A 13,327-nucleotide genomic window follows, 5' to 3' on the forward strand; every position below is an offset into this window, starting at 1 on the left:
GAGTCGGGGACTGATCGTCCTTGGCTCGGTCGAGCCTAGGAAGGCCGATCGGTCCCCCGCATCGTCGGCAGGGACCAGCCGCGCCCTACGTCGGGGGTCCTACACCTCCCGTACACGCAACGCCCGTGCGAGATCGTCGAGGTGGTCGACGAGCTTGCGGCGCAGGGCGGGGGTGGGGTCGGCGTCGCGCAGGCAGGCCCGGCCGAGGTGGAGGGTCTCGGGGTCGACGGCGTGGGCGGGGAAGGCCCAGCGGCCGGCGGCCTCGGCGATGGCGGGGCCGCGGCGGGCGGCGACGGCGACGGCGTCCTCGTAGAAGCGGGGCACGTACTGCCGTACGAGGTCGGCCTGTTCGGGCTGCCAGAAGCCCTGGGCGGTGGCGGTGAAGAGGTAGTTGGAGAGGTCGTCGCCGGTGAACATCGCCTCCCAGGCCTTGGCCTTGGTCTGCGGGTCGGGCAGGGCGGCACGGCAGCGGGCGGCGCCTTCCTGGCCGGTGGCGCTGGGGTCGCGGTCGAGTTCGGCGGCGATGGCGTCCTCGTCGGTGGCGCCGAGGACGGCGAGCCGGCCGAGGACGCGCCAGCGCAGGTCGGGGTCGAGTTCAGGGCCGCCGGGGACGGTGCCGTCGGCGAGCCAGGCGGCGATGGTGTCGGGGTGGGCGGCGACGTCGATGAAGTGGCGTACGGCGATGAGGCGCAGGCCGGGGTGGTCGCCGTCCTCGGTGCGGCGGATGAGGTCGCGGCAGAGGGAGGCGAGGGTGGTGAGGGCGGCGGGCCGTTCCTCGGTGGTGAGGTAGCGGTCGGCGATCTGGGTGTGGGCGAAGGCGAGGACGCCCTGCACGAGCGCGAGGTCGGTCTCGTGCGGGAGGTGGGCGCGGGCCGTCTCCAGGTAGGCGGTCGGGGGGAGTTCGCCGTCGCGTACGGCGTCGCGCAGGGCATTCCAGACGACGGCGCGGGTGAGGGGGTCGGGCAGTCCGGACAGGCCGGTGCGCAGGGCCTGGAAGGATTCGGGGTCGAACCGGATCTTGGCGTAGGTGAGGTCGCCGTCGTTGAGCAGGAGCAGGGCGGGGCGCTTGCCGATGGGACGGGGCTCGTGCTGCGGGATGTCGAGGTCGAGGCGGTCGCGCAGGGTGAGGCGGCCCTCGTCGGTGAGGTCCTGGTCGTAGAGGCCGACGGCGATGCGGTGGGGTCGGCTGCCGGTGTGGGCGACGGTGAGGGTGCGTTCGCCGTTGTCTCCGGTGATGACGGGTGTGAGGGTGTCGACGCCGGTGGTGCGCAGCCAGGCGTCGGCCCAGGCGTGGACGTCGCGGTCGGTGCCGTCGGCGAGGGAGTCGATGAAGTCGGCGAGGGTGGCGTTGGCGAACTTGTGGCGGGCGAAGTGGGTGTTGATGCCGGCCAGGAAGTCCTTCTCGCCCAGCCATGCGACGAGTTGCCGTAGGGCGGAGGCGCCCTTGGCGTAGGAGATGCCGTCGAAGTTGAGGAGGGCGGAGGCGGTGTCGTCGACGTTCTCGGGGGCGACGGGGTGGGTGGAGGGCCGCTGGTCGGCGTCGTAGCCCCAGGCCTTGCGGACGACACCGAAGTCGGTCCAGGTGTCGGTGAAGCGGGTGGCCTCGGTGAGGGTGTGGTAGCCCATGTACTCGGCGAAGGACTCGTTCAGCCAGATGTCGTCCCACCACTTGAGGGTGACGAGGTCACCGAACCACATGTGGGCCATCTCGTGGGCGATGACCATGGCGCGGGTCTGGCGTTCGGTGTCGGTGACGGCGGAGCGGTAGACGAACTCGTCGCGGAAGGTGACCAGTCCGGGGTTCTCCATGGCGCCGGCGTTGAACTCGGGGACGAACGCCTGGTCGTAGGAGTCGAAGGGGTAGGGCTCGTCGAACTTCTCGTGGTAGCGGTCGAAGCAGGCGCGGGTGATGGAGAGGATTTCGTCGGCGTCGGCGTCGAGGTGGCGGGCGAGGGAGCGGCGGCTGTGGATACCGAAGGGCAGGCCGCGGTGTTCGGTGCGTACGGAGTGCCAGGGGCCGGCGGCGACGCAGACGAGGTAGGTGGAGATGAGGGGGGTGGGGGCGGCCTGCCAGCGGCCCTGTCCGAGGTGTTCGGCGATGCCGTTGGTGAGGACGGTCCAGCCTTCGGGGGCGGTGACGGTGAGTTCGAAGACGGCCTTGAGGTCGGGCTGGTCGAAGGCGGCGAAGACGCGCTGGACGTCGTCCATGAAGAGCTGGGTGTAGGCGTAGGTCTCGCCGTCGGTGGGGTCGGTGAAGCGGTGCATGCCCTCGCCGGTGCGGGAGTAGCGCATGCGGGCGTCGATGCGCAGTTCGTGCTCGCCGGCGGTGAGGTTGCGCAGCGGCAGCCGGTTCCCGTCCAGGGTGTCGGGGTCGAGGGGCTGTCCGTCGAGGGTGACGGAGCGCAGCTCGGCGGGCTTGACCTCGACGAAGGTGGAGCCGTCAGCCCGTGCGGTGAACCGGATGACGGTCTGGGACTCGAAGGTCTCGTCGCCGGTGGTCAGGTCGAGCTCGATCGTGTAGCGGTGGGCGTCGATGAGCTGGGCTCGGGCTTGCGCTTCGTCGCGCGTCAGTACGGACATGGTGGACATGCTGCCTGATGGCGGGGTCATGGCACAGAGGCGGATCGGTACGCGCCCTATGTCCCGTCTCGCGCCGGAGCCGCCTGTTCGAGTTCGCGCGGTCCGGGCAGACGGGCCGGGGCGGGTGCGGGGGGCACCGGGTCCTTGAGGAGGGCGCGCAGTTCGCGGACCTCCTCTTCGAGGGCGAGGTGGCGTTGGTGGGCGTCGTAGAGGTAGCGGACCTTGGTGCGCAGGGCCCAGGGGTCGACCGGTTTCATGACGAGGTCGGCGACGCCCAGGCCGAAGGCGGAGGCGGTGAGTTCCTGGTCGGGGCCGAAGCCGGTGAGCAGGACTACCGGTATGTGCTGGGTCTGTTCCACGCGCCGCATGTAGCGCACGACGTCGAGGCCGCTGACGCCGGGCATGCGCACATCGAGCAGGAGCAGGCCCACGTGGCCGCGCAGGACGTGCTTGAGTGCCTCGTCTCCGCTGGTGGCCCGGCTCAGCTGGTAGCCGAGCGGGGCCAGGGCGCTCTCGAGCGCGTACAGCGTGTCCTGGTGGTCGTCGACGATGAGGATTTTGGCATCAGACGGCATGGCCCCACGTCCCTCCCGCGGTGGGAGGACCAGCTTACGTCGGGTCGCTGACGCGCGGTGCCCGTCGGGTGACGAGCGGTGCACGCCGCGGTCTGCGTCCGTGGCGCCGACGTGTCCCGCTCGGGGAGGTGCCGTGCGAGGTCAACGGGGGGTGGTCTGCGTTCCGTTGACGGTGTCCTCGGCGATGCTCTCGTGGTGGCGGATCACCTCGGCGATGATGAAATTGAGGAACTTCTCAGCGAAGGCCGGGTCGAGCTTGGCGCTCTCTGCGAGGGCGCGCAGCCGGGTGATCTGGCGGGCCTCGCGGTCGGGGTCGGCGGGCGGCAGCTGGTGGCGGGCTTTGAGGTGGCCGACCTGCTGGGTCGCCTTGAAGCGCTCGGCGAGCATGTGGACGACGGCGGCGTCGATGTTGTCGATGCTGTCGCGCAGCCGGGCGAGCTCCTCGCGGACGGCGGGGTCGACGTCGCCGGTACCGGTGTTGCTGGTGGTCATGGATGTTCACCCTAGTCGCCGTCGGGGGCGGCCTCAGCTTCGGTCCGACCGGCGAGATCCGTCCCGATCGCCACGGACGCCGGGGGCCGGGGTCTGCGTAGAGTGGGTGGGGGTTCTGGGCGTCTTGGGGGTGAGGGCGTGGCGAACGACGGACCGGTCGAGCACGGCTACCCGCATCTGGAGACGGTGCGGGCCGCGATCACCGCGCTGTACCGGCGGCTGTCGTACGACACGGTGCGGACGTTCGCGACCAGTGTGGCTCCGGCCGACGTGGCGTTCTCGGACGTGGACGACCTGTATCTGGGGGCGCAACGGGTGGCTCGTGAGCTGGTGCGTCACTACCGGCTGCCGGACGCGCGGATGATCGTGGGTTTCCGGGAGATGCGGCACGCGGCGAACATCGAACTGGCGGCGGGTCCGGAGTACTTCGTGGAGCTGAACGACCGGTTCCGTACGCATCGGCGGGACATCGGGGCGGCTCTGGCCCACGAGATCATGCATGTGTATCTGCACCGCCTGGATCTGTCCTTCACGGGGACGCGGGAGAACGAGATCCTCACGGATACGGCGACGACGTATCTGGGGGCGGGCTGGCTGCTGCTGGACGCGTACCGGGAGGACGCGGCGTCCTCGCAGAAGCTGGGGTATCTGACGCCGGAGGAGTTCGGGTACGTGCTGGCGAAGCGGTCGCTGGTGTTCGGTGAGGATCCGTCGACGTGGTTCACCAGTGCGCAGGCGTACACGGCGTATGCGATGGGGATGCGGCGGGCCCGGCAGGACGAGCAGCAGCCGCCGTTGACGGCGGCCGGCTGGGCGGGCCGCCGCCGTTACGCCCGCGACCGCCGGCACGCGCAGGACCAGGTGCCGGTGGCGGTCGCGGGCGCCCCGTACGCCTTCACGCCGGATGTGCGGGGTCCGCTGCGGGTGACGTTCCCGTGCCCGACGTGCCACCAGCGGATCAGGGTGGAGGTCCGGGGGCGCGTGCGGGCGCGGTGTGCGCTGTGCCGGACGGTGCTGGAGTGCGACACGTAGGGCGGTTTCACCGCGCCGAGCGCGCCGCGGCCGTGGAGAAGATCCCGGACGTGCCGCCCGCGAGGTCGGCCGGTACGGCGGACAGGACGACGTTGACGAGGGGCAGCAGGAGGAGTCCGGGCCGGCGCCTGCGAGGGCCGGCCCGGGGGTCGGGGGCCAGGCCCTGGTGTGGGTGTCGGCGGTGTCGCCGACGGCGGCCCGGGGGCCGGGGGGCAGGCCCTGGTGTGGGGTGTCGGCGGTGTCGCCGACGGCGGCCCACACCCCGGTGAATCGGCCCGCCATCGGCAGCGCCCCGGCCGCGAGCACGAGTCGCCCGAAGCATATGGCGAACACTCCGGCGGCGGGTGCGGTGAGGAAGCCGCCGCCGGGGAAGGCGGCGGCCGGCCCACCGGCCCGCGCCGCTGTGTACCCGTTCGCCTACGTCCCGTACACCGCCCCGGGCGGCTCCGACCGGGCCAGCAGCTTCCGTACCTGCTCCCCCACGTCCGCTGGGCTCCACCGGCCTCCCTTGTCGGCGCTCGGTCCCGGTCGCCAGCCTTCCATCACGGTCACGCGACCGCCTTCCGTCTCGAAGACGCGCCCGGTGACGCCAGCGCTCGCGGCGGAGCCGAGCCAGACGACCAGGGGGGAGACGTTCTCGGGGGCCATCGCGTCGAAGCCGGAGTCCGGCGCGGCCATCGTGTCGGCGAAGGTGCGCTCCGTCATCCGGGTGCGTGCGGCGGGCGCGATCGCGTTGACCTGGACGCCGTACCGGCGGAGTTCCGCCGCGGCGACCAGGGTCAGCCCCACGACGCCGGCCTTCGCCGCGCTGTAGTTGCCCTGCCCCACGGACCCCGACAGGCCCGCTCCACTGCTGGTGTTGATGATCCGCGCCGCGGGCGTGCGTCCCGCCTTCGCCTGGGCCCGCCAGTGCGCGGCGGCGTGTTTCAGCGGCAGGAAGTGACCCTTGAGGTGGACGCGGAGTACGGCGTCCCAGTCGTCCTCGTCGAGGTTGACGAGCATGCGGTCGCGCAGGAAGCCGGCGTTGTTGACCAGGGTGTCGAGCCGGCCGTACGTCTCCAGCGCGGTGCGGACGAGGGACGCGGCGCCTTCGGTCGTGGCGATGTCGCCACCGTGGGCGACGGCCTCGCCGCCCGCGGCACGGATCTCGTCGACGACGGCGGCGGCAGGGCTGCGGGGGCCGGGCTCGTCACCGGGGCCGGGCTCGTCACCCGGGCCGGGCAGGGCACCGAGGCCGGGAGCGCCGCGGGAGCCGAGAGCGCCACCGACGTCAGGCGCGTCGCCGGCGCCCGGTCTGCCACCGACGTCGGGCACGTCACCGACGCCCGGTCTGCCACCGACGTCAGGGGTGCCACCGACGTCAGGCGCGTCGCCGGCGCCCGATGTGCCGTCGAGGCGTACGTCCAGGTCGTTGACGACGACGCGGGCGCCTTCCGCCGCGAAGGCGAGTGCGTGGGCGCGGCCGAGTCCACGGCCGGCGCCGGTGACGACGACGACCCGGCCGTCGCAGATTCCGCCCATCTCACTTCCCCTTCCACTTCTCGTTGTTGGCGGTCGCCGCGTCGAGGAACGCCGGCCGCTCTCCACCGCCGTGGACGTGGAGGCTCGCTCCGCTGATGTAGGCGGCCGCGTCGGAGGCGAGGAAAACAGCGGCGGCGCCGACGTCGGCGGGTTCGGCGAGGCGTTCGAGCGGCACGGTGCGGGAGACGGCGGCGAGGCCGTCCTCGCCGCCGTAGTGGAGGTCGGACCGCTCCGTGCGGACCATACCGACGACCAGCGTGTTGACGCGGATGTCCGGTGCCCACTCGACCGCCATGGAGCGGGCGAGGCTCTGCAGTCCGGCCTTGGCCGCTCCGTAGGCCGCGGAGCCGGGCGAGGGGCGGCCGCCGCTGACGCTGCCGATCATCACGATCGAACCCCTGGTTCGCCTCAGGTGCTCGTGGGCGGCGAGGGAGGCGGTCAGCGGGGCGATGAGGTTCAGTTCGACCACGCGCGCGTGCCGTTCGGCGCCCGCGTCGGTCAGCCGTCGGTAGGGGGTGCCGCCCACGTTGTTGACCAGGACGTCGAGGCGGGGCAGCGCGGCGAAGAAGGCGGCCACGGCGGCCCGGTCGCGCAGGTCCAGGGGGATGAACTCGGTGCCCTTGACGGGGTTTTCGGGTGGTCTGCGGGCGCACGTCACGACGTGGTCGCCCGCCTCCGCGAAGGCCCTGGCGATGCCCGCACCGACACCGCGGGTGCCGCCGGTGACGACGACGGTTCGGTTGTCCACAGGCCCTCCCGCTTGTCAGCGGCGACTGCTAGCTTCGAAGTCGCACACCTAACAAATGTTTGGTGGAAAGGTAGCTGACTGCGAAGGTAGCTGATGCGTCCATGGGTGTCTCCACCTCGTCCCCGGAAAAGGGGATTTCCGTCGTCACCGTCGATTTCCCACCGGTGAACGCCTTGCCGGTGGACGGCTGGTTCGCCCTGGCCGACACCGTGCGTGCGGCCGGCCGCGACCCGGAGGTGAGGTGCGTGGTGCTGGCCGCCGAGGGGCGGGGGTTCAACGCGGGCGTGGACATCAAGGAGATACAGGCCCGCGGACAGCGCGCCCTGCTCGGTGCGAACGCGGGCTGCGCGGAGGCGTTCGCGGCGGTGTACGAGTGCGAGGTGCCCGTCGTGGCGGCGGTGCGGGGCTTCTGCCTGGGCGGGGGCATCGGGCTCGTGGGCAACGCGGACGCGATCGTGGCGAGCGAGGACGCCACCTTCGGGCTGCCGGAGCTGGACCGGGGCGCGCTGGGCGCGGCGACCCACCTGTCCCGGCTGGTCCCGCAGCACCTGATGCGCGCGCTGTTCTACACCGCGCGCACGGCGACGGCTGCGGAGCTGCACGCGCACGGCTCGGTGTGGCGGGTGGTGCCCCGTGACCCCCGTGACCTGCTGCGGGCCGCCGCGCTGGAGCTGGCGCGGGAGATCGCCGCGAAGGACGGGCGGTTGCTGCGACTGGCCAAGGCCGCCCTCAACGGTATCGATCCGGTCGATGTCCGCCGCAGCTACCGCTTCGAACAGGGCTTCACCTTCGAGGCGAACCTCAGCGGGGTGGCCGACCGGGTCCGGGCCGGCTTCGGGAAGGAGGGTGCGAGGTGAGCGACAAGACGATGACCGCCGACGAGGCCGTCGGACGGCTGATGAGCGGCATGACCCTCGGCATCGGCGGGTGGGGCTCGCGCCGAAAACCGATGGCGCTGGTGCGGGCCCTGCTCCGCTCCCCCGTCACCGATCTCACGCTCGTCTCCTACGGCGGTCCGGACGTCGGCATGCTGGTCGCCGCCGGCCGGGTCCGCAAGCTCGTCACCGCCTTCGTCACCCTCGACTCGATCCCGCTCGAACCCCACTTCCGGGCGGCACGCGAGCGTGGGGAACTGGAGCTGACGGAGATCGACGAGGCGATGTTCATGTGGGGGCTGCGCGCGGCGGCGAACCGGCTGCCCTTCCTGCCGGTGCGGGCCGGGATCGGTTCGGACGTGATGCGGGTCAACCCCGGTTTACGGACGGTGACTTCCCCCTACGAGGACGGGGAGAGGTTCGTGGCGATGCCAGCCCTGCGGCTGGACGCGGCGCTCGTGCACGTCAACCGCGCGGACCGACAGGGCAACGGCCAGTATCTCGGCCCGGACCCGTACTTCGACGACTTGTTCTGCGAGGCGGCGGACGCGGCGTACGTCTCCTGCGAGCGGATCGTGGACACGGCCGAGCTGACAAAGGCGGCGGCGCCGCAGTCGCTGCTGGTCAAGCGGCACACGGTGACGGGTGTCGTGGAGGCGCCGAACGGGGCGCACTTCACGTCCTGCGCCCCGGACTACGGCCGGGACGAGGCGTTCCAGAAGCGGTACGCGACCACTCCCTGGCCGGAGTTCGCGGCGCGCTTCCTCGCCGGGGACGAACAGGCGTACCAGGCGGCGGTCAGGGAGGAGACGTGAAGGCGGGCGCGCTGGAGGGCAGGGAGACGGACGCGCCCGATGTCACCCGCGCCGAGTACTGCGTGGTCGCCTGCGCCGAGGCATGGCGTGGCGCGGGTGAGGTCCTGGCGAGTCCGATGGGGCTGGTCCCCTCCGTCGGTGCCCGTCTCGCCCGGCACACGTTCGCGCCGGACCTGTTGCTGACCGACGGCGAGGCACTGCTGGTCGGCCTGGACGGAACGGTCGAGGGCTGGTTGCCGTACCGGCAGCATCTGGCCCTGGTCACCGGTGGCCGGCGGCACGTGATGATGGGCGCGAGCCAGATCGACCGGTACGGCAACCAGAACATCTCGTGCATCGGCGACTGGGCGAGGCCCGCCCGGCAGCTGCTCGGGGTGCGCGGCGCGCCGGTCAACACCCTCAACAACCCGACGAGTTACTGGATACCGCGGCATTCCAGACGGGTCTTCGTCGAGAAGGTCGACATGGTCTGCGGGGTCGGGTACGACCACGCGGCGGGCGCGCGCCACCACCGCATCCCGCGTGTCGTCTCCGACCTGGGCGTCTTCGACTTCGCCACGCCCGATCGGTCGATGCGGCTGGCCTCGCTGCACCCCGGGGTGAGTGTCGAGGAGGTCCGGGAGGCGACGGGCTTCGCTCTGGTGGTCCCGGACGAGGTGCCGTACACCCGCGAACCGACCGCGGAGGAACTGCGCCTGATCCGTACGGTGATCGACCCGCACAACACCCGGGCCCAGGAGGTCGGTGCCTGATGGAGACGGCACTCACCCGGCTGGTCGGGGTCCGGCACCCGATCGTGCAGACCGGGATGGGCTGGGTGGCGGGCCCCCGTCTGGTCTCCGCGACGGCGGAGGCGGGTGGGCTGGGCGTCCTGGCCTCGGCGACCATGACGCTCGACCAGCTGCGGGATGCGATAAGGGAGGTCAGGTCCCGTACGTCCGCGCCGTTCGGGGTGAATCTGCGGGCCGACGCGACGGACGCCGGTGAACGGGTGCGGATCATGCTCGACGAGGGCGTGCGGGTCGCGTCGTTCGCGCTCGCGCCCTCCCGGGAGCTGATCGGCGCGCTGAAGGAGGCGGGCGTGGTCGTCATCCCCTCCATAGGCGCCCGGCGGCACGCGGAGAAGGTCGCCGCGTGGGGCGCGGACGCGGTGATCGTGCAGGGCGGGGAGGGCGGCGGACACACCGGGGACGTGGCGACGAGCGTGCTGCTGCCTCAGGTGGTGGACGCCGTCGGCATCCCGGTGGTGGCGGCGGGCGGATTCTTCGACGGGCGGGGCCTGGTGGCCGCGCTGGCGTACGGCGCGGCCGGCGTCGCCATGGGTACGCGGTTCCTGCTGACGTCGGACTCGACGGTGCCGGACGCGGTGAAGGCGAGGTACCTGGCGTCGACGGTGAGGGACGTGACGGTGACGCGGGCGGTCGACGGCCTGCCGCACCGCATGCTCCGGACGGAGCTGGTGGCCGCCCTGGAGGACTCCGGGCGCGCGAGGGCGGTGCTGCGGGCGGTGCGCGCGGCGTCCGGTTTCCGCAGGCTGTCCGGGCTGACCTGGCGACAGATGGTGCGCGACGGGCTCGCCCTGCGGCACGGCAAGGACCTGTCGTGGAGTCAGGTGCTGATGGCGGCCAACACGCCGATGCTGTTGAAGGCGTCGATGGTGGACGGCCGTACGGACCTGGGGGTGATGGCGTCCGGGCAGGTCGCCGGGGTGATCGCCGACCTGCCGTCGTGCGCGGAGCTGGTGGAGCGGATCATGAAGGAGGCGGAGGAGACGCAGGCACGGCTCTCCACCCTGCGCTGAGCGTCACAGCCTCTCGATGACCGTCACATTGGCCTGGCCGCCGCCCTCGCACATGGGCACCATCCTCAACGGCACCCTCGCCCTGCTCGGCCCCAGGGGCCGCACAGGCTTCGCGAGCCGGCGCCGGACTCCGTCCGTCGAAGCAGTCGGCCGGCGTGCCCCGCCCACCGCTCCCGTCCCTCCAACCGCTGCGCCAGTCCCGTTGACCCCGCCGCCCCGGTCACCGCCGTCACAGCCTCTCGATGACCGTCACGTTGGCCTGGCCGCCGCCCTCGCACATCGTCTGGAGGCCGAAGCGGCCTTCCGTGCGCTCCAGTTCGTGCAGGAGGGTCGTCATCAGTTTGACGCCGGTCGCGCCGAGGGGGTGGCCGAGGGCGATGGCGCCGCCGTTGACGTTGACCTTGTCCGGGTCCGCGCCCGTCTCCTTGAGCCAGGCCAGGACCACGGGGGCGAACGCTTCGTTGATCTCGACGAGGTCGATGTCGTCGATGGTCAGGCCGGTCCTCTTCAGGGCGTGGGCGGTGGCCGGTATGGGCGCGGTCAGCATGCGGATGGGGTCCTCGCCGCGCACCGAGAGGTGGTGCACGCGGGCCCGGGGGGTGAGGCCGTGTTCGCGTACCGCACGCTCCGAGGCCAGCAGCATCGCCGCCGCGCCGTCGGAGACCTGCGAGGAGCATGCGGCGGTGACGGTGCCGCCGTCGATGACCGGCTTCAGCGCGGCCATCTTCTCCAGGGTGGTGTCCCGGCGGGGCCCCTCGTCGACGCTCACGTCGCCGTAGGGCACGGTCTCGCGCCGGAAGCGTCCCTCGTCGAGGGCTCGTACGGCCCGCTGGTGGGAGCGCAGTGCGAACTCCTCCTGGTCCTGCCTGCTGATCGACCACTTCGCGGCGATCATCTCGGCCCCGGCGAACTGGTTCACGGGTTTGTTGCCGTACCGGGCGCGCCAGCCCTCGCTGCCGGCGAACGGTCCTTCCGTGAAGCCCAGGGGTTGGGCCGCCTGCCGGGTGGCGAAGGCGATCGGTATCTGGGACATGTTCTGCACCCCACCGGCGACCACCAGGTCCTGGGTGCCGGACAGCACGCCCTGCGCGGCGAAGTGCACGGCTTGCTGGGAGGACCCGCACTGCCGGTCCACGGTGACGCCCGGCACCTCCTCGGGCAGTCCGGCCGCCAGCCAGCAGGTCCGTGCGATGTCCCCGGCCTGCGGTCCCACCGTGTCCAGGCAGCCGAGGACGACGTCCTCGACGGCGGCGGGGTCGATGCCCGAGCGGGAGACCAGCTCCTTCAGCACATGTGCCCCGAGGTCCGCCGGATGGACCCCGGCGAGCCCTCCCCCGCGCCGCCCGACGGGCGTACGGACCGCTTCGACGATGTAGGCCTCGGCCATGGCGACTCCCTGGTGGTCGGCTAGGTGCGTACGGCGATCCCGTCCAGCACCATCGACAGGTACTGCCGGGCGATCTCCTCCGGGCTGTGCTGTCCGCCGGGCCGGTACCAGGACGCGGCGACCCAGACGGTGTCGCGGACGAACCGGTAGGTGAGGCGGACGTCGAGGTCGGCGCGGAAGACGCGGTCGGCGACCCCGCGCTCCAGCGTGGACAGCCACGCCTGTTCGAACTTGCGCTGTGACTCGGCGAGGAACGCGAACCGTTCCTGCGCGACGAGCTGCCTGCTCTCCTTCTGGTAGATCGCGACGGCGGCGCGGTGCCGGTCGATCTCCCGGAACGATTCGGTGACGAGGGCTTCGAGGGTCTCGCGGGGGCCCTTTCCGGCGGCCAGGACGGTGTCGTACCCGTCCCACAGCTCGCCGAGGAAGGTGCGCAGGATCTCTTCGAGCATCGACTCCTTGGAGTCGAAGTGGTAGTAGAGGCTGCCCGCGAGCATGCCCGCGTGGTCGGCGATCTTGCGTACGGTGGTGGCGTTGTAGCCCTGTTCGGCGAAGACCTCGGCGGCGGTGTCGAGGAGTTCGCGGCGCCTGGCGGGTGCGGCGGTCACCTGGGGCTTCTTCTTGGTCGGCACGGTTCCATTGTGGTTGCTCCGGTCGTCAGGCGTGCTGGCTGCTGACGGAGACGACCTCTCCCGTCATGTACGAGGAGTAGCCCGACGCCAGGAAGACGATCACGTTGGCCACCTCCCAGGGCTGCGCGTGGCGTTTGAAGGCCTCGCGCGTGGTCAGCTCCTCCAGCAGCTCGGGGGTCGTCACCTTCGCCAGGTGCGGGTGCATGGCGAGACTCGGTGAGACGGCGTTGACCCGCACGCCGTAGGCGGCCGCCTCCACCGCCGCACACCGGGTCAGGGCCATCACGCCCGCCTTGGCGGCGGCGTAGTGCGCCTGTCCTGCCTGGGCCCGCCAGCCGGCGACGGAGGCGTTGTTGACCACGACCCCGCCGCCGGTCTCCCGCATCCGTCGCAGCGCCGCCCGGGTGCAGCGGAAGGTGCCGCCCAGCGTCACGTCGAGCACGCGGTCCCACTGTTCGTCGGTCATGTCAGCGAGCTCCGCGGTGCCTCCGAGTCCGGCGTTGTTGACGACGACGTCCAGCCGCCCGTGCTCCCGCACGGCCGTGTCGAACAGCGCTCCGACCTGCGTCTCGTCGGTGACGTCGCAGGGCAGCGCGGTCACCGACGCCGCACCGAACTCCTCGGCGAGCTCGGCCTCGTACGCCTTGAGGCGGCGCCCGTGGGCGTCGCTGATCAGCACGCGCGCGCCCTCCTCCAGGAAGCGGCGCGCGGTAGCCCCGCCGATGCCCGCGCCCGCCGCTGCCGTGATGACGGCGGTGCGCCCCTCCAGCAGGCCGTGCCCGGGCACGTAGGCCGGACTCTCGACGTCTGTCATGGGACCACGCTAACCTACCAAACACTTGTTAGGGAAGGTTCGGTCAGGGAAGGAC

At 71.9% G+C, this 13,327-nt stretch carries 13 protein-coding genes; 5 read left to right on the forward strand and 8 right to left on the reverse strand.

The features are described 5' to 3' along the window. Positions 1 to 99: 99 nt before the first annotated feature. From pepN to IG99_RS01420, 3 genes are all read right to left on the reverse strand, one after another. On the reverse strand, positions 100 to 2,580 hold the full coding sequence (gene pepN / locus IG99_RS01410) for an aminopeptidase N (protein ID WP_037669577.1): 2,481 nt from the start codon (positions 2,578 to 2,580) through the stop codon (positions 100 to 102). Between the two features lie 56 nt (positions 2,581 to 2,636). Further along, the gene (locus IG99_RS01415) at positions 2,637 to 3,155 is read right to left on the reverse strand and encodes a response regulator (protein WP_037668720.1); all 519 of its coding nucleotides are present in this window, start codon (positions 3,153 to 3,155) and stop codon (positions 2,637 to 2,639) included. Between the two features lie 141 nt (positions 3,156 to 3,296). Further along, positions 3,297 to 3,647, reverse strand: a complete 351-nt coding sequence (locus IG99_RS01420; RefSeq protein WP_037668722.1) for a chorismate mutase — start codon at positions 3,645 to 3,647, stop codon at positions 3,297 to 3,299. Between the two features lie 138 nt (positions 3,648 to 3,785). Between IG99_RS01420 and IG99_RS01425 the strand changes: the two genes are divergently transcribed. Next, positions 3,786 to 4,679: a hypothetical protein gene (locus tag IG99_RS01425; RefSeq protein WP_037668726.1), complete on the forward strand. Its 894-nt coding sequence runs from the start codon at positions 3,786 to 3,788 to the stop codon at positions 4,677 to 4,679. Positions 4,680 to 5,096: 417 nt separating this feature from the next. Here the strand turns inward: IG99_RS01425 and IG99_RS01430 are convergent, their stop codons facing one another. Together IG99_RS01430 and IG99_RS01435 are read right to left on the reverse strand one after the other, a co-directional pair. Further along, positions 5,097 to 6,200, reverse strand: coding sequence for an SDR family oxidoreductase (locus tag IG99_RS01430; RefSeq protein WP_037668727.1), 1,104 nt, complete (start codon positions 6,198 to 6,200; stop codon positions 5,097 to 5,099). 1 nt (position 6,201) lies between these two features. Then, positions 6,202 to 6,948 (reverse strand): SDR family oxidoreductase, encoded by a 747-nt coding sequence (locus IG99_RS01435; RefSeq protein WP_037668730.1) that lies wholly within the window; start codon positions 6,946 to 6,948, stop codon positions 6,202 to 6,204. Positions 6,949 to 7,049: 101 nt separating this feature from the next. Here IG99_RS01435 and IG99_RS01440 point away from each other — a divergent pair, with 101 nt between their 5' ends. From IG99_RS01440 to IG99_RS01455, 4 genes are read left to right on the forward strand one after another with little or no spacing between them, the layout of a single operon-like run. Then, a complete protein-coding gene (locus IG99_RS01440; RefSeq protein WP_037668734.1) occupies positions 7,050 to 7,805 on the forward strand; it encodes an enoyl-CoA hydratase family protein in 756 nt (251 codons plus the stop codon). Beyond that, complete coding sequence (locus IG99_RS01445) at positions 7,802 to 8,638, forward strand: CoA transferase subunit A (RefSeq protein ID WP_037668737.1); 837 nt, start codon at positions 7,802 to 7,804, stop codon at positions 8,636 to 8,638. Before IG99_RS01440 ends, IG99_RS01445 begins: the two co-directional genes overlap by 4 nt. After that, on the forward strand, positions 8,635 to 9,390 hold the full coding sequence (locus IG99_RS01450) for a CoA-transferase subunit beta (RefSeq protein WP_051864830.1): 756 nt from the start codon (positions 8,635 to 8,637) through the stop codon (positions 9,388 to 9,390). The genes IG99_RS01445 and IG99_RS01450 overlap by 4 nt, the downstream gene beginning before the upstream one ends. After that, positions 9,390 to 10,439, forward strand: a complete 1,050-nt coding sequence (locus IG99_RS01455) for an NAD(P)H-dependent flavin oxidoreductase (protein ID WP_037668740.1) — start codon at positions 9,390 to 9,392, stop codon at positions 10,437 to 10,439. The genes IG99_RS01450 and IG99_RS01455 overlap by 1 nt, the downstream gene beginning before the upstream one ends. A gap of 229 nt (positions 10,440 to 10,668) precedes the next feature. Here the strand turns inward: IG99_RS01455 and IG99_RS01460 are convergent, their stop codons facing one another. Genes IG99_RS01460 through IG99_RS01470 form a run of 3 tightly spaced genes read right to left on the reverse strand, consistent with a single transcriptional unit; the run spans position 10,669 to position 13,272 of the window. Further along, positions 10,669 to 11,826, reverse strand: coding sequence for an acetyl-CoA C-acetyltransferase (locus IG99_RS01460; RefSeq protein ID WP_037668742.1), 1,158 nt, complete (start codon positions 11,824 to 11,826; stop codon positions 10,669 to 10,671). Positions 11,827 to 11,846: 20 nt separating this feature from the next. Beyond that, positions 11,847 to 12,458, reverse strand: coding sequence for a TetR/AcrR family transcriptional regulator (locus IG99_RS01465; RefSeq protein ID WP_037668744.1), 612 nt, complete (start codon positions 12,456 to 12,458; stop codon positions 11,847 to 11,849). A 25-nt stretch (positions 12,459 to 12,483) separates the two neighbouring features. Further along, positions 12,484 to 13,272 (reverse strand): SDR family oxidoreductase, encoded by a 789-nt coding sequence (locus tag IG99_RS01470; protein WP_037668745.1) that lies wholly within the window; start codon positions 13,270 to 13,272, stop codon positions 12,484 to 12,486. Positions 13,273 to 13,327 lie beyond the last annotated feature (55 nt).

The organism is Streptomyces griseus subsp. griseus, assembly GCF_000720255.1.
Lineage (GTDB): Bacteria > Actinomycetota > Actinomycetes > Streptomycetales > Streptomycetaceae > Streptomyces > Streptomyces griseus_I.